General features: G+C 61.1%; 20 protein-coding genes and 1 tRNA gene. 8 read left to right on the top strand and 13 right to left on the bottom strand.

Annotated elements, in window-relative coordinates:
* Nucleotides 1–33 precede the first annotated feature (33 nt).
* The 7 genes from CS390_RS22915 to panM all read right to left on the bottom strand — a co-directional run bounded on the left by CS390_RS22915 (nt 34) and on the right by panM (nt 6092).
* Nucleotides 34–477, bottom strand: coding sequence for a hypothetical protein (locus CS390_RS22915; RefSeq protein WP_065761809.1), 444 nt, complete (start codon nt 475–477; stop codon nt 34–36).
* Between the two features lie 101 nt (nt 478–578).
* Complete coding sequence (gene ppk2 / locus CS390_RS22910) at nt 579–1475, bottom strand: polyphosphate kinase 2 (RefSeq protein WP_176717483.1); 897 nt, start codon at nt 1473–1475, stop codon at nt 579–581.
* A 380-nt stretch (nt 1476–1855) separates the two neighbouring features.
* Nucleotides 1856–1931, bottom strand: a tRNA-Phe gene (locus tag CS390_RS22905).
* 91 nt (nt 1932–2022) lie between these two features.
* Nucleotides 2023–2295, bottom strand: coding sequence for an oxidative damage protection protein (locus CS390_RS22900; RefSeq protein WP_065760226.1), 273 nt, complete (start codon nt 2293–2295; stop codon nt 2023–2025).
* Nucleotides 2292–3359 carry an A/G-specific adenine glycosylase gene (gene mutY, locus CS390_RS22895; RefSeq protein WP_065760225.1) on the bottom strand — a complete coding sequence of 356 codons (1068 nt, stop codon included), beginning with the start codon at nt 3357–3359 and terminating at the stop codon, nt 2292–2294. The genes CS390_RS22900 and mutY overlap by 4 nt, the downstream gene beginning before the upstream one ends.
* Nucleotides 3356–5593, bottom strand: coding sequence for an AsmA family protein (locus tag CS390_RS22890; RefSeq protein WP_099776092.1), 2238 nt, complete (start codon nt 5591–5593; stop codon nt 3356–3358). The genes mutY and CS390_RS22890 overlap by 4 nt, the downstream gene beginning before the upstream one ends.
* A 91-nt stretch (nt 5594–5684) precedes the next feature.
* Nucleotides 5685–6092, bottom strand: a complete 408-nt coding sequence (gene panM, locus CS390_RS22885; protein ID WP_099776090.1) for an aspartate 1-decarboxylase autocleavage activator PanM — start codon at nt 6090–6092, stop codon at nt 5685–5687.
* A 223-nt stretch (nt 6093–6315) separates the two neighbouring features.
* Between panM and CS390_RS22880 the strand changes: the two genes are divergently transcribed.
* The 6 genes from CS390_RS22880 to hisF all read left to right on the top strand — a co-directional run bounded on the left by CS390_RS22880 (nt 6316) and on the right by hisF (nt 11214).
* Nucleotides 6316–7974, top strand: coding sequence for an OFA family MFS transporter (locus tag CS390_RS22880; protein ID WP_099776088.1), 1659 nt, complete (start codon nt 6316–6318; stop codon nt 7972–7974).
* 187 nt (nt 7975–8161) lie between these two features.
* Nucleotides 8162–8755, top strand: coding sequence for an imidazoleglycerol-phosphate dehydratase HisB (gene hisB, locus CS390_RS22875; protein WP_010221320.1), 594 nt, complete (start codon nt 8162–8164; stop codon nt 8753–8755).
* Nucleotides 8755–9393 (top strand): imidazole glycerol phosphate synthase subunit HisH, encoded by a 639-nt coding sequence (hisH, locus tag CS390_RS22870; protein ID WP_065760221.1) that lies wholly within the window; start codon nt 8755–8757, stop codon nt 9391–9393. Before hisB ends, hisH begins: the two co-directional genes overlap by 1 nt.
* Nucleotides 9393–9653, top strand: a complete 261-nt coding sequence (locus CS390_RS22865; RefSeq protein ID WP_065760220.1) for a DUF2164 domain-containing protein — start codon at nt 9393–9395, stop codon at nt 9651–9653. The genes hisH and CS390_RS22865 overlap by 1 nt, the downstream gene beginning before the upstream one ends.
* 42 nt (nt 9654–9695) lie before the next feature.
* Nucleotides 9696–10433: a 1-(5-phosphoribosyl)-5-[(5-phosphoribosylamino)methylideneamino]imidazole-4-carboxamide isomerase gene (gene hisA / locus CS390_RS22860; RefSeq protein ID WP_007921811.1), complete on the top strand. Its 738-nt coding sequence runs from the start codon at nt 9696–9698 to the stop codon at nt 10431–10433.
* 10 nt (nt 10434–10443) lie between these two features.
* Entirely contained in the window at nt 10444–11214 is a 771-nt protein-coding gene (hisF, locus tag CS390_RS22855; protein WP_065760219.1) for an imidazole glycerol phosphate synthase subunit HisF, read from the top strand.
* Nucleotides 11215–11260: 46 nt separating this feature from the next.
* Here hisF and choV read toward each other — a convergent pair whose 3' ends face one another.
* From choV to CS390_RS22840, 3 genes are all read right to left on the bottom strand, one after another.
* Nucleotides 11261–12439 (bottom strand): choline ABC transporter ATP-binding protein, encoded by a 1179-nt coding sequence (gene choV / locus CS390_RS22850; RefSeq protein WP_065760218.1) that lies wholly within the window; start codon nt 12437–12439, stop codon nt 11261–11263.
* Entirely contained in the window at nt 12436–13284 is an 849-nt protein-coding gene (gene choW / locus CS390_RS22845) for a choline ABC transporter permease subunit (protein WP_177442455.1), read from the bottom strand. The genes choV and choW overlap by 4 nt, the downstream gene beginning before the upstream one ends.
* 66 nt (nt 13285–13350) lie before the next feature.
* Nucleotides 13351–14298: a choline ABC transporter substrate-binding protein gene (locus tag CS390_RS22840; RefSeq protein WP_099776084.1), complete on the bottom strand. Its 948-nt coding sequence runs from the start codon at nt 14296–14298 to the stop codon at nt 13351–13353.
* Nucleotides 14299–14752: 454 nt separating this feature from the next.
* Here CS390_RS22840 and CS390_RS22835 point away from each other — a divergent pair, with 454 nt between their 5' ends.
* Nucleotides 14753–16129, top strand: a complete 1377-nt coding sequence (locus tag CS390_RS22835) for an L-serine ammonia-lyase (protein ID WP_099776082.1) — start codon at nt 14753–14755, stop codon at nt 16127–16129.
* A 395-nt stretch (nt 16130–16524) separates the two neighbouring features.
* A complete protein-coding gene (locus tag CS390_RS22830) occupies nt 16525–17628 on the top strand; it encodes a GlxA family transcriptional regulator (protein ID WP_065760214.1) in 1104 nt (367 codons plus the stop codon).
* Nucleotides 17629–17700: 72 nt separating this feature from the next.
* Here the strand turns inward: CS390_RS22830 and CS390_RS22825 are convergent, their stop codons facing one another.
* The 3 genes from CS390_RS22825 to CS390_RS22815 form a co-directional block, all read right to left on the bottom strand.
* Nucleotides 17701–17961 carry a hypothetical protein gene (locus CS390_RS22825; protein WP_065760213.1) on the bottom strand — a complete coding sequence of 87 codons (261 nt, stop codon included), beginning with the start codon at nt 17959–17961 and terminating at the stop codon, nt 17701–17703.
* A gap of 287 nt (nt 17962–18248) precedes the next feature.
* Nucleotides 18249–18671, bottom strand: a complete 423-nt coding sequence (locus CS390_RS22820; RefSeq protein WP_099776081.1) for a DUF3010 family protein — start codon at nt 18669–18671, stop codon at nt 18249–18251.
* An 18-nt stretch (nt 18672–18689) separates the two neighbouring features.
* Entirely contained in the window at nt 18690–19091 is a 402-nt protein-coding gene (locus tag CS390_RS22815; protein WP_065760211.1) for a lysozyme inhibitor LprI family protein, read from the bottom strand.
* Nucleotides 19092–19095: the final 4 nt, after the last annotated feature.

Raw genomic sequence — 19095 nt, 5'->3', positions numbered from 1 at the left:
AGCCCGGCTCCTACAGGATGAGCTGCAGCCCTGTTATGCCGGGCGCTTTTGTACTTTCGAGACGGCTTCCGAGGCGGCGACATAGGCTTCCTGGAATTCGTCGCTCTCCAGCCAGGCCATGGCGGTGGCTTCGTCGGCGTCGTCGAGCCATTTGCGGTAGGCGCAGAAGACCATGACGATGTAGTCGGTCGATTGCTCTTCCTTGTGCCCCTTGAGCACCAGGGCCAGCAACGGATCGACGAGGAACACCGCGATCATTGCCTGCAGGCCGTTGTCTTGCGCCTGGGCTTGTTTCATTTTTTCGAACAGGGCGTTGTAGCTGCCCGAGTTCATGGCCTTGTTGAATACCTGCTCAACACCCACGCTGGAGGCGTCCGACGAGCTCTTGACCGCCTGCCCACTGCGCACCATTCGGTTTTCCCGGGCCTTGTTGGCGGCGCGTTTGGCGCGTTTCTGTTGTTTGCTGCTGGAGGCCATCGATGAAATCCTTGAGATAAGCTGATGCGTCCGGCTATTGAAACGCAGTTGGTCAGGAAACCCAAGCTGCGTCTGGTGCGTTGTGGTGGGCGGCAGGTGGCTCAGGCGGGCAATGACAGCGGCTGGGTGCTCGGCTCAATCCGGTGTTCGGTGGTCGCTCTTTCGTCTTCCTCGATCACCCGTGAAGCACGGTCGACCAGTAGTGGGTCCGGCTGATGGGCGACTTTCAGGTTCTTGCCCGGGTAGTCGAGTGAGTGCAGGAAGTGGCGAATGCAGTTGAGGCGCGCGCGCTTCTTGTCATCCGACTTGATCACGGTCCAAGGGGCATCGGCAGTGTCGGTGTGGAAGAACATGGCTTCCTTGGCCGCGGTGTAGTCGTCCCAGCGGTCCAGCGACTTGATGTCGATGGGCGAGAGTTTCCAGTGCTTGAGTGGGTCGTCGCGGCGCGAGATGAAGCGTCGCAATTGTTCTTCGCGGTCCACCGAGAACCAGTACTTGAACAGCAGGATGCCGCTGTTGCAGAGCATGCGCTCAAGGTCTGGCGCCTGGCGCATGAATTCCAGGTACTGCAGCGGTGTGCAGAATTCCATCACCCGCTCGACGCCGGCGCGGTTGTACCAGGAGCGGTCGAAGAAGACCATTTCACCCGCCGTGGGCAGGTGCTGGATGTAGCGCTGGAAGTACCACTGGCCTTTTTCCTGTTCGGAAGGCTTCTCCAGGGCGACGATTCGCGCACCACGCGGGTTCAGGTGCTCCATGAAGCGTTTGATGGTGCCGCCTTTGCCCGCCGCATCACGGCCTTCAAAAAGCACGACGATCCGTTGCCCGGTTTCCTTGACCCAGTTTTGCACCTTGAGCAGTTCGATCTGCAACTCGTGCTTGGCCTTTTCGTATTCGAGGCGGCGCATGCGGTTGCGGTATGGGTAGCGGGCCGGCAGCTTCGCCGAGGAGCTGTCTTCGTTCGAGCCATGGGGCGCGGAAATTACTTGCAGGGCCATGGGCTGCTGGCTGGCCGTGCTGATTTCGGCTTCAAGATTTTTCACGGCGACCGGTTTGCTGGTGCTGCGTGCTCGGCGGGTGCGTGGTGCAGTGGCTTTGCGCGGGGCGCTTTTGCTGGTGCTGAGCGTTGCGGTTGGCGTGGTGCTTTCAGGCAAGGCGTTGGGAAGGGGGTGGGCGGTTGATTCTTCGCTCATGGGAGACCTGTGTTCTCTCTCGGATGTCTAAAAGCATTTTAGGGATCCAAAAGTGATGGCACATTGACTCTCATCAATAGGGCGTCGCTTTGCCGCGAGGTGATTGAACACCGGAAAATAAAAAACCCGCACTAGGCGGGTTTTTTGATGTTTCAGATGATGCTGGCACCATCTGAACTGAATGATGGTGCCCAGAGACGGAATCGAACCGCCGACACGGGGATTTTCAATCCCCTGCTCTACCGACTGAGCTATCTGGGCAACGGGGCGCATTAAAAGGCTTTTTCGGACTTAGGTCAAGCAAGTTTTGAAAAATTTTTTAATTAATACCGTCGCTTACGATTTTACGGGGTTATTCGGCCGGTGGAACGTAGCCTTCGGCCTTGGCGTAGTCCTCGCCGGAGAAGAACTTGTCCATCTCGCCCTGCAGGTACTTGCGGTCTTCGGCGTTCATCATGTTCAGGCGCTTCTCGTTGATCAGCATGGTCTGGTGTTTCTGCCAGTCGGCCCAGGCTTTCTGCGAGATGTGGTTGAAGATGTCTTCGCCCTTGGCGCCTGGGTAGGGTTGGCGCTCCAGGCCTGGCAGTTCTTCTTTGTACTTGCGGCACATTACGGTACGGGTCATGACGACTCTCCTGAATTCAAGGCATCGGCTGCGCGTTTGAGCAGCTTTTTCACCGGGGCGGCAAGGCCCAGGCGCGGCGGGGTGGCGAGGTTATACCAGAGCCAGTCGGCCTCGGCCACGTGCTCGCCCCTGCTGTCGACGCGTACCAGCCAGGGTTCGATGGCCAACTGGAAGTGGCTGAAGGTGTGGGTCAGGCCGCTCAGTGCCTGACGGCTGTCCAGGGTCAACTGGTGCTGTTCGGCAAGGTGCTCAAGGTCGGTCAGGGTATCGAGCTCAGGCAGGCTCCAGAGCCCGCCCCAGAGGCCGCTGGAAGGCCGGCGATAAAGCAGGATCGCGCCTTCACGGTTGGCCAGCAGGGGCATCAGCGTACTGCGCTGTGGCAGGGCTTTGCGCGGCTTGGGCAGCGGGTAGCGGGTTTCCTGGCCGAGCAGGTGCGCTTCACAGCCGCGTTTGAGCGGGCAGAGCAGGCAACTGGGCTTGCTGCGGGTACACAGGGTGGCGCCCAGGTCCATCATCGCCTGGGTGTAGTGGTTCACCCGGCTATGCGGGGTAAAACGCTCGGCGGTGGCCCACAGCGCCTTGGCTACCTTCGGCTCGCCGGGGTAGCCCTCCTGGGCGCTGTAGCGGGCCAGTACCCGTTTCACGTTGCCGTCGAGGATCGGCGCGCGCAGGCCCATGCTGATGCTGGCGATGGCACCGGCCGTGGACAGGCCGATACCGGGCAAGTCGGTGAGTTTTTCCACGTCTCGGGGAAACTCGCCGGCGTACTGCTCGACAACGATCTTCGCGGTCTTCTGCAGGTTGCGGGCGCGGGTGTAGTAGCCCAGGCCCGTCCACAGGTGCAGCACTTCGTCTTCCTCTGCTGCGGCCAGCGCTTCAACGGTCGGCAGAGCGTCCATGAAGCGCCCGAAGTAGTTGAGCACGGTGCTCACCTGGGTCTGCTGCAGCATGATTTCCGACACCCACACCCGATAGGGGGTGATGTCCTGTTGCCAGGGCAGGTCGTGGCGGCCGTGTTGGTCGTACCACTCCAGTACGGCACTGGAGAACTGCTCGGGACTCATTGCTTGAACAGCCCCTTGAGTGCGTCTTTCAATTCTGGAGATACCTTATCGCCTAACTTTTCGTTGATCTTTTCGCTGAGTTTGTCACCGGCCAGCTTCGCCGCCACCTTGCCCAGGCCGTCCTTGTCGACACGGCAGGCCTTGGCGCCCAGCTCCAGCGGGCCACGGCAATGCAGTGGCCACTCAAGGCCGACGTAGCGTGAATTGACCTGGCAGGCCGGGTCGGGCATGTCGCGCTTGTCACCTTCGATGATCACGCCAACGCGGTAGTCCATGCCCAACACCCGCAGGTCGAGGTCGCCGGCACCGTTGACGGTCAGGCCAGGAATCCGCACTTTCAGGTCCGGGTTGCTGGCCACGCCATTGCGCAGTACCAGGCTGCCTTTGAGTTCCTCGAATGGGGTGTCCTTGCCGCGAGGCTCGCCACTCAATGCCTTGCGGTTGAGTGTGGCGATCCCTTGGCAGAGTTGTTGTTCAAGGTTGGCATTGACCAGCACGCCGTTGTTGATGGCGAAGCTGGCGTTGCCGTTGAGGGTGTCGATCAGCGCTTTCTGGCTGTTGCCGCTGGCGGTCAGGTCGCTCGTGAGGTCGAGCAGGCCCTTGAGCGGCGAGCTGTCGTCCTCGCCCTTGATGAAGTGTTCCACGGGTACCCGGTTGATCTGCGTGTTCAGGCCGATTTGCGGGATCGCCGGGCGCACGTCGAGCTTGCCCTTGCTCTCGAAGTCGCCGTTGTACAGGCCGCCGCGCAGGGTTTCCAGGGTGAGCAAGCCGCCCTGGCCGCTAGCTTTGAGGCTGGCATCTTCGATCGGCAGTTTTTTCAGGGTCAGCAGTCCGAAGTTCAGGTCGGCTTGCAGGTCGAGTTGGCGCAGGCGCTCCACGGGCAGCAGGGTGTCACTGCTCCAGGCCACTTGAGTCGGCGCGTCCGGCAACGGCGTGGTGCCTCCACCGGCGAGTGCGCCGGCTTCCTTGCCTTTGACCTCGGCCTTGCGTGCGGCGCTGGCACTGGCGGCGGTTTCGCTTTTAGCCGGCAGGTAGCGGTCCGCATCGAACTTGTCGGCCTTGAGCTGCAGGCGCAGGGCCTGTTTGGCGAAGTCGTCGATGGCTACCCGACCGCTGAAGGTGCTGTCGTCGAGTTTTACCGTCAGGTCTTCCAGGGCCAGGCTGGTGCTGCTGCCTTGCAGGCGGCTGACCAGTTCGAATTTGCTCAGGGCGGTGGTGTCGGTCATCGCTGGCAGGGGGTAGCCGATGCTGTCGAGGAAGGTCCGCAGGTTGAGCTGGGCGATGGACAGGCCGCCAGTGATTTTCGGTGCCTTGTCCAGGTCGCGCAGGTTCAGCTCGCCGAGGGCGCGCAGTTGGTTGGCAGACACCTTCAGGCTGTTCCATTCGGCGACATTGGCGGCCAGGTCAACCAGCAATTGGCCCTGGGCGGCGAAGGTCATGGTCTTGCCCTGCAGCGGCTCGCCGGAGGCTTCACCGGTGAGTTTCATGTCTTCGAGCTGGTAGCGCTTGAGGGCGCGGTCAAAGCGCAGTTCACCGTTGAGCTCGGTGCGGGCGCGCAGCACTGGCTGGCCGACGCTGAGGAATGCGGTGAGTTTCAGCGGGATGTCGACCCCTTCATGCACCGCCCCCGTGCTCAGTTGGATGCTGTCTGCATTGAAGGTCTGGCCGTTGCGTGCATCGCTGTACTGCACTCGGGCGTTGTTTACGGTGAGGCTGTCGATGTCCAGCTTGACCGGGCGCTCGTTGGCCGTGGCGGGGTGGCTGGTTTCGGCCGGTGCCGGTGTGGCCGTGGTAGCGGGCGTCGTGGTTGTGGCGGGGGTGGTGCTTGGCAACGGCTTGCCGAAATCTTCCCAGTTGCCGTGGCCGTTTTTGTCACGGGCCAGGGTCAGGTTCAACCCTTCGACCCGGACATCGCTCATTTGCACTTCGCGGCGCAGCAGGGGCAGCACGCGCACGGAAAGGCCAAGCATCTTCAGGTCGGCGAACGGGGTTTTCGGGGTGTTCAGGGTCGCGATGCTGGCGTCGTGCAGTTCCAGGCCCAGCCAGGGGAACAGGCTCCAGCCGATGTCGCCGTTGAGGGTCAGCTCAATGTTGGCCTTGTCGCGAGCCAGCTGGCGAATCTCGTCTTTGTAGTCGTTGGGATCGAAGAGGTGGGTCAGGGCGAAGCCCAGAGCCACAATGATCAGCAACAACCCGAGAATTACCAGCCCCAGGATTTTGCCGAACGCTTTCATGGGCGAGTCCTTGTAGTCCGATTTTTAGAAAATTCAGCCGCAGAGTATAGCGCTGCGCATTTGGTTGCCGGTTTAAGTGCGTTCCCTAGCGTTATACGGTTGCGGACAGCTCCAGCGGCAGGTCCAGTTGGCTTGCCAGCGCCTGAATGGCCGCGCACTTGGTCGTGGCCTGCAAGCGCAGAGTTTGCCCGGCTTCGCGGGCCATACGCTGTGCTTCGCTGACCAATCGCAGGCCCACCCCGCGTCGACGCGTCACGCTGCGCACGCACAAGTGCGACAGGCGCCAGGCGTCATGCTGACGCGTAAGGCGGGCAGCGCCTAGCAGACGATCGTTGAACCGCGCTGCGATCAGGCTGCCGTCGGCCAAGGCTGCGGCCAACCAGGCTTCGGCGGTTTCGCCAGGGGCAAACAGATCGGCAGGTGCATCGGCGTAGATCTTCGCCAGGTCCAGCCGGTCTTGTTGGCTCGGTGTACGCACGGCTTCGACAACGACAGGCATGTAGGTTCCTCGTGACAGGTCAGTTAACTAAAAAAGGACGATATCAGATTGCTTTCAGTGAGCCCGGCAAATGGTACCCTTTCGCGGTTTTCAGGTGCCTGTGTAGCGTTTTGCCGCATTTTACTGATTGCCTGCCGCTAGAACGTTCGCTACCCGCGTGCGCCAAGGTCGAGGGCGGATGTGGGGCCTGCGAACCGTCCAGATCGATAAGGGAAAACAATAAATGAGCAGCATTACGGCAGGTGCGATTGTTCCTGCACCGAGCTTTTTGTCCAAGGAGCGCATCATCGCCCAGCCGGGCTTCAACCGCTGGCTGGTGCCGCCGGCAGCCTTGGCGATCCACCTGTGTATCGGCATGGCCTACGGCTTTTCGGTGTTCTGGTTGCCGCTGTCCAAGGCCATTGGTATCAGTGCGCCGGTTGCCTGCTCGGCAGACATGGGTTTTCTGGCTCAGGCGTTTTCCTCGAGCTGTGACTGGCCGATCTCGATGCTGGGCTGGATCTACACGCTGTTTTTCATTTTTCTCGGCTGTTCGGCTGAGATCTGGGGCGGTTGGCTTGAGCACGCCGGGCCACGCAAGGCCGGTGTGGTGTCAGCGCTGTGCTGGTGCGGCGGCCTGCTGATTTCGGCGTTGGGTGTGTACACCCACCAACTGTGGCTGATGTGGCTGGGGTCCGGGGTGATTGGCGGTATTGGCCTGGGGCTGGGGTACATCTCGCCGGTGTCGACCTTGATCAAGTGGTTCCCAGACAAACGCGGCATGGCCACCGGTATGGCGATCATGGGCTTTGGTGGCGGGGCCATGGTTGGTGCCCCGCTGGCGGCGGCACTGATGAACCATTTCGCCAGCCCTGAAGGGGTCGGCGTGTGGCAGAGCTTTGTGGTGATGGCTGCGATTTACTTCGTTTTCATGATCGGCGGCGCGTTGGCGTACCGCGTACCGCCTACTGGCTGGAAGCCCGAGGGCTGGGTCGCACCGCAGAAAAAAGCCAGCAATACGATGATTACCCATCGCCATGTGCATGTCAGCGTGGCCTGGAAAACCCCACAGTTTGCCTTGGTCTGGCTGGTGCTGTGCCTGAACGTCTCGGCGGGTATCGGTATCCTCGGCATGGCTTCGCCGCTGCTGCAGGAGGTGTTTGCCGGGAAGTTGCTGGGTAACGACCTGCGCTTCAGCGAGCTGAACACTGCGCAGTTGAGCCAGATCGCCGCAATTGCCGCCGGTTTCACCGGCTTGCTCAGCCTGTTCAACATTGGCGGACGGTTCTTCTGGGCCTCGTTCTCCGACTACATTGGCCGCAAGAACACCTACTTTGCCTTTTTCGCGCTGGGCTTCGCCCTGTATGCGCTGGTACCGAACATGGGCCACCTGGGCAATGTGGTGCTGTTCGTGGCGGCGTTCTGCATCATCCTCTCCATGTACGGCGGTGGCTTTGCCACGGTGCCGGCCTACCTTGCCGACCTGTTCGGCACGCATATGGTCGGCGCAATCCATGGTCGTCTGCTGACCGCCTGGGCGGCGGCGGGTGTGCTGGGGCCGGTGCTGGTCAACTACTTGCGTGAGTACCAGTTGAGCATCGGGGTCGAGCGGGCAGCCGCCTATGACATCACCTTGTACATCCTGGCCGGCTTGCTGGTACTGGGCTTCATCTGCAATGCCCTCGTGCGCCCGGTAGCCGACAAGCACTTCATGACCGACGAGCAATTGGCCGCCGAGGAAAAGCGCTCGCAGGCTCACGTCATCACCAGCGCCAAGGCACTGGAATGGCACGCCTCACCGGCGAGTATGCCGCTGGTGCTGTTGGCCTGGCTGGTCGTCGGTATTCCGCTGGCCTGGGGCGTCTGGGCGACGCTGCAGAAGACCGCCGCGTTGTTCCATTAAGCCGCTCGCCAGCAGGGCCGGCACCTTCGGGCATGCACAATGACCGGTGGGTGCCGGCCTTGTCGGCGATCAAGCTCCCTGCAAGGCAGGCAGAAATTCCCTGCCATGCGTCATGTTCGTTTCAAGCCGAGCGTATCTGGGCCTATAATGGTCGCCTTTTTCGCCCAATGATTTCGCGGAGCAGGTGATGGTCGAACGTAAGGCTTCCGTCGAGCGCAATACTCTGGAAACCCAGATCAAGGCCTCGATCAACCTGGATGGCAGTGGCAAGGCCCGATTCGATATCGGTGTCCCCTTCTTGGAACATATGCTCGACCAGATTGCCCGACATGGGCTGATCGACCTGGACATCGAGTGCAAGGGCGACCTGCATATCGACGACCACCATACGGTCGAGGACGTCGGTATCACCCTGGGCCAGGCATTCAGCCAGGCAATCGGCGACAAGAAAGGTATCCGTCGTTACGGCCACGCCTACGTGCCGCTCGATGAAGCCCTGTCGCGTGTGGTCATCGACTTCTCGGGTCGCCCAGGCCTGCAGATGCACGTGCCGTACACCCGTGCGTCGGTCGGTGGCTTCGATGTCGACCTGTTCCAGGAGTTCTTCCAGGGCTTCGTCAACCACGCCAACGTCACGCTGCACATCGACAACCTGCGTGGGCACAACACCCACCACCAGATCGAGACCGTGTTCAAGGCCTTCGGCCGTGCCCTGCGCATGGCGATCGAGCTGGACGAGCGCATGGCTGGCCAGATGCCTTCCACCAAGGGTTGCCTGTAATGCAGACCGTTGCCGTTATCGACTATGGCATGGGCAACCTGCACTCGGTGGCCAAGGCCCTGGAGCACGTTGGCGCTGGCAAGGTACTGATCACCAGCGACGCTGCGGTCATCCGTGAGGCTGACCGTGTGGTGTTTCCCGGCGTAGGCGCGATTCGCGACTGCATGGCCGAGATCCGCCGCCTGGGCTTCGACAGCCTGGTGCAGGAAGTCAGCCAGGACCGTCCCTTCCTTGGCATCTGCGTGGGCATGCAAGCCCTGCTGGAGCACAGCGAAGAGAACGACGGCGTTGACTGCATTGGCATGTTCCCGGGCAATGTGCGCTTTTTCGGCAAGGACCTGCACGAAGACGGCGAACACCTGAAAGTGCCGCACATGGGTTGGAACGAAGTCGAGCAGACGATCGACCACCCGCTGTGGCACAACATTCCGGACCTGGCGCGGTTTTACTTTGTCCACAGCTACTACGTCACGGCCGGCAAGGCTGTGCAGGTAGTCGGTCGTGGTCACTACGGCGTCGATTTCGCCGCAGCGCTGGCCGATGGTTCACGTTTCGCCGTGCAGTTCCATCCGGAGAAAAGCCATACCCATGGCCTGCAACTGCTGCAGAACTTCGCGGCCTGGGACGGGCGCTGGTAATGAGCAAGGCCAGGAACAAGGCCCCGATCCTGACGCTGGCGCCCGAACAGGAGCGCGAAGCGTTGGACGTACTCAAGCGCTTTCTCGAAGACCGTTTCGAGCTGCAATTGGGCTCTTTCGAGGTGGCTGAGGTCCTGGACCTGTTCAGCAAAGAGATTGCGCCACACTACTACAACAGGGCGATTGCCGATGTTCAGCTGCACCTCAAGGAGCGGTTCGAGAGCATCGAAAGCGACCTGTGGGCGCTCGAGAAGAACTGACTTCCCGAGCATCGCTGTTTACCGATTAGACAGGTTTTCCAGATGCTGATTATTCCCGCTATCGATCTCAAGGACGGTGCTTGCGTACGTCTGCGCCAAGGCCGCATGGAAGATTCCACGGTGTTTTCCGATGACCCGGTGAGCATGGCCGCCAAATGGGTTGAGGGTGGCTGCCGGCGCCTGCATCTGGTCGATCTGAACGGTGCTTTCGAGGGCCAGCCGGTCAACGGCGAAGTGGTCACCGCGATCGCCAAGCGCTACCCGAACCTGCCGATCCAGATCGGCGGCGGCATTCGTTCGCTGGAAACCATCGAGCACTACGTCAAGGCGGGCGTGAGCTACGTGATCATCGGCACCAAGGCCGTCAAAGAGCCTGAATTCGTGGCCGAAGCCTGCCGCGCTTTCCCGGGCAAGGTCATCGTTGGCCTGGACGCCAAGGATGGCTTCGTCGCCACCGACGGCTGGGCTGAAGTCAGCTCGGTGCAGGTGATCGACCTGGCCAAGCGTTTCGAAGCCGACGGCGTCTCGGCCATCGTCTACACCGACATCGCCAAAGACGGCATGATGCAGGGCTGCAACGTACCGTTCACCGCCGCCCTGGCCGCAGCCACCAAGATCCCGGTGATCGCCTCCGGTGGCATCCACAACCTGGGTGACATCAAGGCCCTGCTCGATGCCAAGGCTCCGGGGATCATCGGCGCCATCACCGGCCGGGCGATCTATGAAGGCACCCTGGATGTCGCCGAGGCGCAAGCCTTCTGCGACAGCTACCAAGGCTGAGGAGAACGCCATGGCGCTGGCCAAACGCATCATCCCTTGCCTGGACGTCGACAACGGTCGTGTGGTCAAGGGCGTCAAGTTCGAGAACATCCGCGATGCCGGTGACCCGGTGGAAATCGCTCGGCGCTACGATGAGCAAGGCGCCGACGAAATCACCTTCCTCGATATCACGGCCAGCGTCGATGGCCGTGACACCACCCTGCACACTGTCGAGCGCATGGCCAGCCAGGTGTTCATCCCGCTGACTGTCGGTGGCGGCGTGCGCACGGTGCAGGACATCCGCAACCTGCTCAATGCCGGTGCCGACAAGGTTTCGATCAACACGGCGGCGGTGTTCAACCCCGAGTTCGTCGGCGAGGCTGCCGCGCATTTCGGTTCGCAGTGCATCGTTGTCGCCATCGACGCCAAGAAGGTCTCGGCACCGGGCGAAGCCCCGCGCTGGGAGATCTTCACCCACGGCGGGCGCAAGCCTACCGGGCTGGATGCGGTGGAGTGGGCGAAGAAGATGGAAGGCCTGGGTGCCGGTGAGATTCTTCTGACCAGCATGGACCAGGACGGCATGAAGAGCGGTTTTGACCTGGGGGTTACCCGGGCCATCAGCGATGCCTTGGGTATTCCGGTGATCGCCTCGGGCGGTGTCGGTAACCTGCAGCACCTGGCTGACGGCATTCTTGAAGGCCACGCCAGCGCTGTGCTGGCTGCGAGTATCTTCCACTTCGGTGAGTACACCGTGCCGGAAGCCAAGGCTTTTATGGCCAAGCAGGGGATTGTCGTTCGCTGACAGTCCTCCATCGCGGGCAAGCTGGGGGGCTTGCCCGCGATAGCTTTCACCCCAGGGTTTTGCCCAGCAGGGCGTGATACAACTCGCTGTCGCCGAGGATACCCACCACGCGGTTGCCTTCCTGCAGGACCAGCTTGTTGCCGGTCTGGTAACGAATCTGCAGTGCTTCGCGCATACCGATACCGGCGTTGACCAGGGTCGGCCGGCGACCCAGCTGTTCCACAGCCTCTCCCGGCCTCCAGTTCTGCAAGTCCAGCCCGTTGACGCCCTGGCGTGCACCTTTGATGGTGTTGCCTTCAGCCAGGTCCAGCCACGAGTCGACACTGGGGTCAATGCAGACCGAACCGTTGATCCGCTTGCACTTGTCCAGGGTACGCATCAGGCTGCGGCCGCAGAGTACGTTAAGCGGGTTGGTGTGGGCGACGAAGGTACGCACGTAGTCGTCGGCCGGGTTGAGGACGATCTCCTCGGGCTTGCTGTACTGGATGATCCGGCCGTCTTTCATGATGGCGATGCGGCTGCCCAGCTTCAGGGCCTCATCCAGGTCGTGGCTGACGAATACGATGGTCTTGCTCAGCTTGCGCTGCAGTTCCAGCAACTCGTCCTGCAGGCCTTGGCGGATCAGCGGGTCAAGGGCCGAGAACGGTTCGTCCATCAGCAGGATGTCGGCGTCCATGGCCAGCGCGCGGGCCAGGCCGACCCGCTGCTGCATGCCGCCAGAGAGCTCGTCGGGCTTCTTGTTGCGCCACTGGGTGAGGCCGACCAGTTCCAGCTTTTCATCCACCAGCCGGCGTCGTTCATCGGCAGGGCGGCCCTGCATTTCCAGGCCGAAGCTGATGTTTTCGCGCACGGTCAGCCAAGGCATCAGGGCGAATTTCTGGAACACCATGGCAATGCGCTTGGTGCGCATCATCTTCAGTTCAGCCGGGGTGCAGGAAGCGATGTTGATCTGCGAGCCTTCGTGTTCAACGAACAGCTTGCCACGGCTGACTGTGTTCAGGCCGTTGATGCAGCGCAGCAAGCTCGACTTGCCTGAGCCGGACAGGCCCATCAGCACGCAGATCTCGCCTTTGTTGATCTCCAGGCTGGCTTTTTCCACGCCGACCACCAGGCCGGTCTTCTTCAGGATCTGTTCGCGCGTGAAGCCTTGGTCCAGCAGGCTCAGGGCCTCACGCGGTGATTTGGAGAAGATAACGTCTACCTCGTCGAAGCGAATGATGCTCATGCTTCACCCCTTACCGGTACTTCGGGTTGTTTGCAGATACGGTCGAGCATGATCGCCAGCAGTACGATCGCCAGGCCTGCTTCGAAGCCCAGGGCGATATCGGCAGTGTTCAGTGCATTGACCACGGGTTTGCCCAGGCCATCGGCTCCCACCAGCGCCGCAATCACCACCATCGACAGCGACAGCATGATGCATTGGGTGATGCCGGCAGCGATGCTTGGCATGGCGTGGGGCAGTTCGATACGCGAGAGCAATTGGCGACGTGAGCAGCCGAAGGCCTTGCCGGCATCCAGCAGCTCCTGAGGCACGTCGCAGATGCCCAGGTAGGTGAGGCGGATCGGCGCGGCGATGGCGAACACCACCGTCGAGATCAGCCCGGGCACCACACCCAGCCCGAAGAGGGTCAGGGTAGGGATCAGGTAAACGAAGGTCGGCACGGTCTGCATCAGGTCGAGTACCGGTCGCATCATGGTGTAGAACATCGGTTTGTGCGCAGCGACGATGCCCAGTGGCACACCGATAAGCACGCAGACCAGGGTGGCGAACAGCACCTGGGCCAGGGTTTCCATGGTTTCCTGCCAGTAGCCCAGGTTCAGGATCAACAGGAACGACAGGGCGACGAACGCTGTCAGTGCCCATTTGCGCTGGATCAGGTGAGCGATCAAGGCAAACAGACCGATCAGAATGAAGGGGTTGAACCAGGTCAGGGCGCCGGTAACGCCATGAATCATGAGTTCCAGTGCGGAGGCGAAAGCATCGAAGAAGTTGGCGCCGTGTTGCGTCAACCATTCGACGAATGCCGAGATGTACTGGCCCAGTGGGAGTTTATGATCGATCAGCATGATAGCGAGCGTCCACCTGCAAAGAATTGAAGACAGCCTGCGGCGGGGCTAGCCCGCCGCAGGTGGTGCTTACTGCGTCAGTTTGGCCTTGGCGGCTTCCAGGCCGGGTTTGCCGTCAACGGTGGTGACGCCGACCAGCCAGGTGTCGAGCGCCTGCGGGTTTTTCTTCAGCCAGGCCTTGGCTGCGGCGTCGGGTTTCATCTTGTCGTCCAGGACGTTACCCATCAGGGTGCTTTCCATGTCCAGGGTGAAGTACAGGTTTTTCAGCAGTTGGCCGACGTTGCTGCACTCCTGAACGTAGCCCTTGCGGGTGTTGGTCAGGACAGTTGCCTTGCCGAAATCCGGGCCGAAGAAATCATCCCCACCGCTCAAGTACTGCATCTTGAAACGCTTGTTCATGGGGTGCGGTTCCCAGCCGAGGAACACCACGTCGGTGCCGCGACGCTGGGCGCGGTCCACTTGCGAGAGCATCCCGGCCTCGCTCGACTCGACCACCTTGAAGCCGGCGTCTTTCAAGCCGAAGGCGTTCTTGTCGATCATGCTCTGGATGGTGCGGTTGCCGTCGTTGCCTGGCTCGATGCCGTAGATCTTGCCGTCCAGCTCCTTCTTGAACTTGGCAATGTCGGCAAAGTCTTTCAGACCCTTGTCATACAGCGCCTGAGGCACGGCCAGGGTGTACTTGGCGTTCTCCAGGTTGGCCCGAACAGTCTCCACGGTGCCGGCATCGCGGTACGGCTTGATGTCGTTTTCCATGGTCGGCATCCAGTTGCCAAGGAACACGTCCATGTTCTTGCCGTCGGCCAGCGACTTGTAGGTCACTGGTACCGAAATCATGGTGGTGCGGGTCTTGTAGCCCAGCGACTCAAGTACGGCGCTGGTGACCGCCGTGGTCACGGTGATGTCAGTCCAGCCGACATCGGAGAAGTTGACAGTACGACAGGCTTCGGGTTCTGCAGCCTGGGCCAGCACCGGCAGACTCAGCAGAGCGGCCAACAACAGCGAGGGTGAACCTTTCATGAGTGGACTCCTAGGTGTTTTCTTGTCGGGTGTCCCGCAGGACCGCCACGCGTTGTGAGTGATCTACTCGGGTGGGCCGGACGGTCGGGCGACAGCGGGACGGGTGCCGTGCAATCGAGTCGAGATTGATCATCTAACAGCCAAAAACAAACGCCTACAGGGTGCGTCGTATCCAGTACAGGCAGGGTCGCATCCAGTGCAGGTGAGGTCGTTTACAGTGTTTTTCCTCCCCGTAACGGCCCTTTACGGCGATCTGCACCGCATAAAAACGGCGTAATCCAGCGGCCAACGGCGAGCGGCGTTGCTGGACAAGAGTGGGTCGGTTGCAGACGTCAGAGCTGCTGATAAAAGCCTGATGATGCGCGCATTCCGGCGGATTGCAGCTTCAGCGTAGCAGCTCCGCCACCCGCGGCTTGTGGCGGCGGGCGTGTGCTCATTCAGGAGGTTCGCGGCCATGGCTATCAGTGTGTTTGACCTGTTCAAAATCGGTGTCGGGCCGTCCAGTTCCCACACCGTAGGGCCCATGCGAGCGGCCGCATTGTTCGTCCAGGGGCTGCGCGAACGTGGCGAGCTGGCGCAGGTCCGGCGTGTCGAAGTGCGCCTGTACGGTTCGCTGTCGGCCACCGGCATCGGCCATGGCAGTGACAACGCCGTGATCATGGGCTTGATGGGCGAATGGCCAGACGCGATAGACCCCTCACAAATCGGCCTGCGCATTGCGGTATTGCGCGAAACAGACACCTTGCTGCTGGACGGCCGACTGCCAATCGAGTTCGTCTGGGCGCGCGACATGCGCTTGCTGGAGGAGAACCTGCCGTATCACCCGAACGCCATGACCCTGATTGCAGAAGGTGCGGAGGGTGAGTTGCACCGGGACACCTACTACTCGGTGGGTGGTGGCTTTGTAGTCGATGCCGCCCAGGCTGCCAGCGGCGTGCTAGACGCCGACACCACGGTATTGCCCTACGATTTCAACAGTGCGGTGGAGCTGCTTGAGCTGTGCAAGCAAAACGACCTGCGCGTGTCGCAATTGATGCTGGAAAACGAAAAAGTCTGGCGCAGCGAAGAGGAGATTCGGGCTGGCTTGATGAAGCTCTGGCGGGCCATGCAGGACTGTGTGGAAAACGGCCTGAAATACGAAGGCATACTGCCGGGCGGGCTGAATGTGAAGCGTCGTGCTGCCAAGTTGCACCGTAGCCTGCAGGAGCTGAACAAGCCCAATGTGATTGGCTCGACCCTCAGTGCCATGGAATGGGTGAACCTTTATGCACTGGCGGTGAATGAAGAGAATGCTGCTGGCGGGCGCATGGTCACTGCGCCCACCAACGGTGCGGCGGGGATCATCCCGGCGGTGCTGCACTACTACATGCGTTTCAGCGAAGAGGTCAGTGAAGCCTGCGTGGTCGACTTCTTTCTGGGCGCGGCGGCGGTGGGCATCCTGTGCAAGAAGAACGCCTCGATCTCGGGCGCTGAAGTGGGCTGCCAGGGTGAGGTCGGTTCAGCCTGCGCCATGGCGGCTGCCGGCTTGGCGGAAGTGCTCGGGGCGACCCCCGCGCAGTTGGAGAATGCTGCCGAGATTGGTCTTGAGCATAACCTCGGGCTGACCTGCGACCCGGTTGGCGGCCTGGTGCAGGTGCCTTGCATCGAGCGCAACGCGATTGCTGCGGTCAAGGCGATCAATGCGGCGCAGATGGCCTTGCGTGGCGATGGTGAGCATTTCATCTCCCTCGATCGGGTGATCCGCACCATGCGCGATACCGGCGCCGACATGCACGACAAGTACAAGGAAACCTCACGCGGTGGCCTTGCGGTCAGCGCCATCGAGTGTTGAACACGGCTGCGCCGTTTTCGCCCATGCCGGTGTCGGCGCGCTGCTTTTTGGCGCAGCGTCGACACCGCTGTATCCCGGTCCTCCCTTCCGAGTGTCACTGCGCCTGTGGTGACACATCGCCGATGTCGCTTCTAAGCATCCTTCACACAAGTGCTACCGTACTGCTCACTTTTCCTACAGAGATGCGCTAGTCCGGCACTTTGCGTTTATAAATCCTGCGCTGAACACAGGCCGTATAGACGCATTGCGACGTCGTTTTCAGGTTTTATTGAATAGCTATTCAATTTCAGGCATGGCATTTGCGTTGTGTTGTGCAAAGCCCTGCATTCGAGATGGGGCCCTGACAAAAAAACCGTGCCTGAGGCGCAACCTGCATTGTGTGAGGAGAGACCGCGATGACGCCGTACAACTCCGGGGCCCAACCCCAAACCCGCACACCACAATCCATCGGCTTTCTGCTGTTGGACAATTTCACGCTGATCTCCCTGGCCTCGGCCGTGGAGCCACTGCGCATGGCCAACCAGTTGTCCGGCCGTGAACTGTATCGGTGGACTACCTTGAGCGTGGATGGCGGGCAAGTGTGGGCCAGCGACGGCTTGCAGATCACTCCGGACGCCTCAATGCACAAAGCGCCTGCAATGGACACCGTGATTGTCTGCGGTGGTATTGGCATTCAGCGCACCGTTACCCGTGAACACGTTACCTGGCTGCAAAGCCAGGCGCGGCAGTCGCGCCGGTTGGGTGCAGTGTGCACCGGCAGCTGGGCACTGGCCTGTGCGGGCCTGCTTGATGGCTTTGATTGCAGCGTGCACTGGGAATGCCTGGCAGCCATGCAGGAAGCCTTCCCTCGCGTCAGCATGAGCACCCGACTGTTTACCCTCGACCGTAACCGTTTCACCAGTTCCGGTGGCACTGCGCCGTTGGACATGATGCTGCACCTGATCAGCCGTGATCATGGTCGTGAACTGTCAGCGGCGATCTCGGAAATGTTTGTCTACGAGCGTATTCGTAACGAGCAGGATCATCAGCGTGTGCCACTCAAGCACATGCTTGGCACCAACCAGCCGAAGCTGCAGGAAATTGTCGCGCTGATGGAAGCCAACCTGGAAGAGCCGATCGACCTCGATGAACTGGCGGTGTATGTCGCGGTATCGCGGCGACAGCTGGAGCGCCTGTTCCAGAAGTACCTGCACTGCTCGCCATCGCGTTATTACCTGAAGCTGCGGTTGATCCGTGCCCGGCAACTGCTCAAGCAGACGCCGATGTCGATCATCGAAGTGGCGTCGGTGTGTGGTTTCGTCTCCACGCCGCACTTCTCCAAGTGCTACCGCGAGTACTTCGGTATTCCGCCGCGTGATGAGCGTGTGGGCTCCAACACCGCCCAGCAGGTGGCAATGATGCCGATTCCACAGGCACTGGTGCTGTCGCCACTGGCAGGGCCGATGTCGGCACTCAGCCAGGCGCGCAACGAATCGACTTTCGCCAGCGTACGCCTGTAGCCGAAAGCGCTTCCGGCCTTTTCGCGGGCAAGCCCGCTCCCATGCGAGAGCGGGTTTGCCCGCGAAAAGGTGTCAGCTACGGTTGCTGTTGAACTGTGCCAGCGCCGGCAACAGCTGCTTTTCGATGGCCTGGCGCACAGCCGGCAGGATGGTCGCGCTGCTGGTGTACATCTGCTCGACCATACCGCGCAGTGCCTTGGCCCGAGGCTCACTCAAGCCTCGCACCGCACACTCGCACGCTTGCTCGGCAGTTGCACCGGCAGGCATTTCAAAACCCAGTGCGCGCAGTTGGCCCAGCAGGTCATCCTGATCAATCAAATCCGCATGCATCATGGCTGTTGTCCTTGTCGACGGGAGGGATCGTGGGTCGATTCTGGTGTTCGCCAATCAGCGGAGCAAGGGCAGCGTGTCGCAATGGCCGTCATACCTATGAACAGGTCGTTTTCGGCTAAATCAAAGGGCAGGGGAGGCGGCACACTGGGGCCAGGTTTCAGTATGGACGGTTTGGTCACCCTCCAGATGTAGCGCGTCATTGCTCGCTTTTGACCCCGGCTTGTCACGGCTTGCCGGGGTTTTTTTTGCCTTGAAGTTTGTGGCGGTGTGCGCAGGCATCGCCCGCGTTAGCGACCGGCCTTGAGCAGCACCGCGCAGGCGCATTTGTAGGCTTCGTGCTGGTACTTGTTCAGCGAGCTGGGCAATTCCAACGCGTGTTTCTTGCTGTGGGCGCTGACCGTCTGTGGTGACAGCAACTGCACCTCGCAGGTGTCCAGCAGTTGCAGGATGCCTTCGATCTTGAAGGTGGTCGGGCCACCCGCGAACTCACCTTTCTTGCTGCGTTTCTTGATTGCCAGGTGGGTGATGTCGTGGTCGGCAACGAACTGCCTGGCCTGGCTGGCGAAGGCTTTGACGTTGGCGGCCTCGTCGTCATCCTCCAGGGCGATTTTCTTGGTCGCCAGAGGCTGGTGCACGGGCAGGCCAGCTTCAAGCGTGGCCACCGCGAGCAGGGCTTCGCTGCCCTTGATTTCGATTCCGCAAACGTTCATTCGTACCTCAGGGTGGGGTTATTGCAGGCCCAGTGACTGCAGGTACTCGGAGCGATCATCGCTGCGTTGGGCCAGGCAGGTGTTCTGCGCGGTTTCGAAGTCCTTGCTGCCGGGCTTCTCGGCGAAGGTTTCCACGGCGCAATCGGCATCGCGGGCCTTGCTCCAGAGTTGCTCGGCGTTTTTCAGGCGGGCGCTCAGTTCAGTGATCTGCGCCGGCTGGCCGGCGTACTGCTCCTTGATGCGATCAAGCAGGTCGGCAAAGGCTGCATTCAGCTCGCGCTCGGCGGTCTGGCGGTTATAGACCGCGCAGTCGTAGCTCTGCTGGCTGGTTTCGACGTTGTCACAGGGCGTGCTCTCTTCTTCCGCCGCCTGGGCGCCGAAGCTCAGGGCCGCCAGGGCCAGCCATACCATTGGTTTCATCTAC

The organism is Pseudomonas sp. HLS-6, from assembly GCF_002753995.1.
Taxonomy (GTDB): domain Bacteria; phylum Pseudomonadota; class Gammaproteobacteria; order Pseudomonadales; family Pseudomonadaceae; genus Aquipseudomonas; species Aquipseudomonas defluvii.
Note: the sequence above shows the minus strand (reverse complement) of the source record. Positions and strands in the feature narration are given on the sequence as shown.

What these genes read in the sequence shown, in the direction of transcription:
- CS390_RS22865 (WP_065760220.1), top strand. Translation starts at nt 9,393, where the DNA reads ATGAGCAAGGCCAGGAACAAGGCCCCGATCCTGACGCTGGCGCCCGAA.
- CS390_RS22900 (WP_065760226.1), bottom strand. Translation starts at nt 2,295, where the DNA reads ATGACCCGTACCGTAATGTGCCGCAAGTACAAAGAAGAACTGCCAGGC.
- CS390_RS22830 (WP_065760214.1), top strand. Translation starts at nt 16,525, where the DNA reads ATGACGCCGTACAACTCCGGGGCCCAACCCCAAACCCGCACACCACAA.
- hisH (WP_065760221.1), top strand. Translation starts at nt 8,755, where the DNA reads ATGCAGACCGTTGCCGTTATCGACTATGGCATGGGCAACCTGCACTCG.
- ppk2 (WP_176717483.1), bottom strand. Translation starts at nt 1,475, where the DNA reads ATGGCCCTGCAAGTAATTTCCGCGCCCCATGGCTCGAACGAAGACAGC.
- hisF (WP_065760219.1), top strand. Translation starts at nt 10,444, where the DNA reads ATGGCGCTGGCCAAACGCATCATCCCTTGCCTGGACGTCGACAACGGT.
- CS390_RS22825 (WP_065760213.1), bottom strand. Translation starts at nt 17,961, where the DNA reads ATGATGCATGCGGATTTGATTGATCAGGATGACCTGCTGGGCCAACTG.
- CS390_RS22815 (WP_065760211.1), bottom strand. Translation starts at nt 19,091, where the DNA reads ATGAAACCAATGGTATGGCTGGCCCTGGCGGCCCTGAGCTTCGGCGCC.
- CS390_RS22835 (WP_099776082.1), top strand. Translation starts at nt 14,753, where the DNA reads ATGGCTATCAGTGTGTTTGACCTGTTCAAAATCGGTGTCGGGCCGTCC.
- hisA (WP_007921811.1), top strand. Translation starts at nt 9,696, where the DNA reads ATGCTGATTATTCCCGCTATCGATCTCAAGGACGGTGCTTGCGTACGT.
- CS390_RS22840 (WP_099776084.1), bottom strand. Translation starts at nt 14,298, where the DNA reads ATGAAAGGTTCACCCTCGCTGTTGTTGGCCGCTCTGCTGAGTCTGCCG.
- CS390_RS22880 (WP_099776088.1), top strand. Translation starts at nt 6,316, where the DNA reads ATGAGCAGCATTACGGCAGGTGCGATTGTTCCTGCACCGAGCTTTTTG.
- CS390_RS22915 (WP_065761809.1), bottom strand. Translation starts at nt 477, where the DNA reads ATGGCCTCCAGCAGCAAACAACAGAAACGCGCCAAACGCGCCGCCAAC.
- mutY (WP_065760225.1), bottom strand. Translation starts at nt 3,359, where the DNA reads ATGAGTCCCGAGCAGTTCTCCAGTGCCGTACTGGAGTGGTACGACCAA.
- CS390_RS22890 (WP_099776092.1), bottom strand. Translation starts at nt 5,593, where the DNA reads ATGAAAGCGTTCGGCAAAATCCTGGGGCTGGTAATTCTCGGGTTGTTG.
- panM (WP_099776090.1), bottom strand. Translation starts at nt 6,092, where the DNA reads ATGCCTGTCGTTGTCGAAGCCGTGCGTACACCGAGCCAACAAGACCGG.
- choV (WP_065760218.1), bottom strand. Translation starts at nt 12,439, where the DNA reads ATGAGCATCATTCGCTTCGACGAGGTAGACGTTATCTTCTCCAAATCA.
- CS390_RS22820 (WP_099776081.1), bottom strand. Translation starts at nt 18,671, where the DNA reads ATGAACGTTTGCGGAATCGAAATCAAGGGCAGCGAAGCCCTGCTCGCG.
- hisB (WP_010221320.1), top strand. Translation starts at nt 8,162, where the DNA reads ATGGTCGAACGTAAGGCTTCCGTCGAGCGCAATACTCTGGAAACCCAG.